At 53.3% G+C, this 3,033-nt stretch carries 4 protein-coding genes; all 4 read right to left on the minus strand.

All coding sequences use genetic code 11. From position 1 onward, the window contains the following. On the minus strand, positions 1 to 1,687 hold a 1,687-nt coding region (topB, locus tag AC2VLY_RS07250; RefSeq protein ID WP_486922018.1), incomplete at its 3' end, for a DNA topoisomerase III. A 9-nt stretch (positions 1,688 to 1,696) separates the two neighbouring features. Continuing rightward, positions 1,697 to 1,885 (minus strand): hypothetical protein, encoded by a 189-nt coding sequence (locus tag AC2VLY_RS07255; RefSeq protein ID WP_486893288.1) that lies wholly within the window; start codon positions 1,883 to 1,885, stop codon positions 1,697 to 1,699. After that, complete coding sequence (locus AC2VLY_RS07260) at positions 1,882 to 2,070, minus strand: hypothetical protein (protein ID WP_486922019.1); 189 nt, start codon at positions 2,068 to 2,070, stop codon at positions 1,882 to 1,884. The genes AC2VLY_RS07255 and AC2VLY_RS07260 overlap by 4 nt, the downstream gene beginning before the upstream one ends. A gap of 8 nt (positions 2,071 to 2,078) precedes the next feature. Then, positions 2,079 to 3,033: toprim domain-containing protein (locus AC2VLY_RS07265; protein WP_486893287.1), on the minus strand; the 955-nt coding region annotated here is incomplete at its 5' end.

Below are 3,033 nucleotides of genomic sequence, written 5' to 3' on the forward strand. Positions count from 1 at the left end.
GATCAACGACCGTCGGGGCAACCGTGCGCAGCATCTGAACCAGCTGCACGCCCTGCTCAGTAGCACGTAATTCCTTTTTTCTCCGCTCGATGTATTCACGTTTCAGCAGGGTTTCGATGATGCCTGCCCGGGTGGCTTCGGTACCAATGCCAGACGTTTCCCTGAGCCTTGCCTTCAGTTTTGGATCATCCACAAAAGCATGAACCCGGGTCATTGCCGCAATCAGTGTGCCGTCCGTGTACGGTTTGGGTGGCTTTGTAGTTCTTGAAACCACTTCAGTCTGCTCGCAGTGCGTCTTTTCATTTTTCTGGTATATCGGAATATTTCCGCATTCTTCGTCATCTGCCGGCTTTTCTTCCCCATCTTCCTCTTTTGACGCTTTCCCGAGGCTGGTCCAGCCCGGATCGGTAATGACTTTCGATCGGGCAATAAAAGTCTCACCAGCTATCACAAAGCTGGCTTCGCGCTGTTCAAAGGTTTCTGGTGGGAAAAACAGTTGCCCGTAAGCAATCCGGATCAGCCCATACACATTCGCCATGGCCTGGCTGGCAGTCGCAGGAAGCGGCTGGCCAGTGGGAATGATGCCGTGATGGGCTTCAACCTTGGCGGTATTCCAGGCGGGATGGCGGCGCTGTGGGTCGGCTCCGCTGATGCCCAGCGCCTGAAGGATTCTGGACGCATCTGCGTGCTGTTCTTCGGGCAGATATCCGCAATCGGTTCTGGGATAGGTGGTTACGCCCGCTTCATAAAGTTTTTGTGCTGCCTCCAGCGCCTGCGCGGCAGACAGTCCATATCTGGCGCTGGCCGCTTTCTGCAGATCAGACAGGGCAAAGGGAAGCGGAGCTTCGCGCTTGCCTTCCTTCCTGGTAAAGGCCGTGACGGTGGCCTGCTGGCCTGAAACTTTCTGTGCAATGGCCTCGGCTGGCAAGCGGTCAGTCAGTCTGCCTTCCTCATCAAGACCTGCCTGATCTTCCGGCATCTGCCATCTGGCGCGAACACCATTTGAGAGATGTGCCACGACCAGAAAGAATTCCCGTGACCGGAAATTGCGCAGTTCTTCATCCCTACGGACAATCAGGGCCAAAGTGGGGGTCTGTACCCGGCCAATGGACCAAATACCAGAGCCACCTTTGGCCTGGATATTTCTGGACAGGGCAATACTGGCATTCATCCCGACCAGCCAGTCAGCCTGAGAGCGTGCTTCTGCAGAACATGAAAGAGCCTGCATGGCCTTGTTGTCCTTCATGGATACCAGCGCCTTCTTCACGGATTCCGGGTCCACCGCTGAAAGCCAAAGCCGCCGGGTCAAGCCATTCCAGCCAAGATATTGGAGGACCTCATCAACCAGTAATTGTCCCTCACGATCAGGATCTCCAGCGTGAATCACTTCCCGTGCCTGCTTCAGCAGGTTACCGATCTTACGGACCTGCTTTGCTGCATCCGCATCACGGGGGCGCAGCCGAAAAGGGGAAGGCAGGACAGGAAGAGCACTGGCAGGAACGGACTGTTTTTCTCTCGGCTTGCCAGACATGACTTCTTCCGGAGTCCAGAGTGTTAGCAGGTGACCATAACACCAGGTGATGTTGTCATCGCCGACCTTCAGAAAACCATCCATTTTTTGTGGGTTACCCAGTCCCTGGGCAATGGCTCTGGCTACTGAGGGTTTTTCGGCAATGAACAGGCGCATAACTTTCTCCTAATGCTTTTGAAAATCGGCGAGGATCGGAACCTCTTTGCCGTTGATAAACAGCAAAACATCTTTGCCAAGCTGTCTTGCCAGTTGCCGCGCAGCCATCCTGACCGGCATTTCCAACCCGGGCGGTACCTGATCGACGCGCAGCGTGATTTTGGAAGTCTCCAGTCCCGAATACTGTGCTTTCGTCAAAGTCGGATACCCCGGGATTTGCGACCCAGCCAGAACCAGAGAGCCGCGATTATCAAGACAGCAAATAAAAGGGATCCAGGCAGGCCGATCAGCCGGAATATCTTGAAAATCAATCCATAGATCAGCCCATGAATAATGGCTGAAACCAGCATGTGTCCTATCCCGTAATCATGGTGGTAATACATGGGTGCTCCTATATCTCCAGATTATTTTCAACGTCTTCTTCGGGGTCGGGAAAAGGCTGTGTAGGGGATATTTCTACGAACACCCCTTGCTTTCCCTGTTCCTCGGGCGCGTATAGCGTGCCGGTCTTTATTTCTACACCAGAAGAAAGCATCAGATTCTGCTGTTCAAAATCGAGACCCAGAATATGCACATCACTTGTTCCAGGGAGTGGTAATCCGACAGTCGATACATGTAACTTGCCCGTGTGCATGTCCCGAATGGTCGCGATGACGTCTTCCTGGATCTGGTCAATGGTTTCAACTTTGAATGTGTGCAGATGCGGTTGCCCGGAAAACTGTTGCAGCAACTCGTTCCAGTCTTTGGCCCCTTCTGGAAAGACCGTAAGAATCTCATAATTCTTTCCGTTACTGTCACGATGCTGGGTCAGCAGGCTCTGAAGTTCAGCGGACTTGGTCCGACCGGTTTCGTCTGCGTCCAGGCCGATGACAATGCCTTGCGGTTGTTGACGCTCAATCAGGGCAGTCAGTGCCCGTTCTGTTTCCCGTCCCCATCCGCCGCCTAAAGAAACATAAAAATCCTGTCGGGGCAGTTCGTCCAGCTGCGCCTTGCTCAAGGCATCAATACTGGCTTCACAGAGATGAATCTGACCAGTCGGCTGATTGGGATCCCGATCCTTGTGAGCGAAAACGGCAATCCCTTTGTTTCCGGAGAATCCTGAGAAAGACTTGCCATCCCGCCCGGGGCCTTTGCGCTCCCAACCTGATATCTGAAAAACATTTTGGTCTTCCAGAAAACGTACATGTGCGAACGCTATGTTTTCATGGTGTTTGATACGCTCCGTCCGGATGGAACGGACATAGGTTTGCAGGGTTTCCGGACGAAGATCCCGCGCCTGCAAATAATCGCTGGCTTTGCCCTGTAACGGGGGCAGTTTTTTCCATTCAGAACGAAGCTCTGTTTTT

The sequence above is a fragment of the Acidithiobacillus sp. TH-A36 genome (assembly GCF_057473445.1).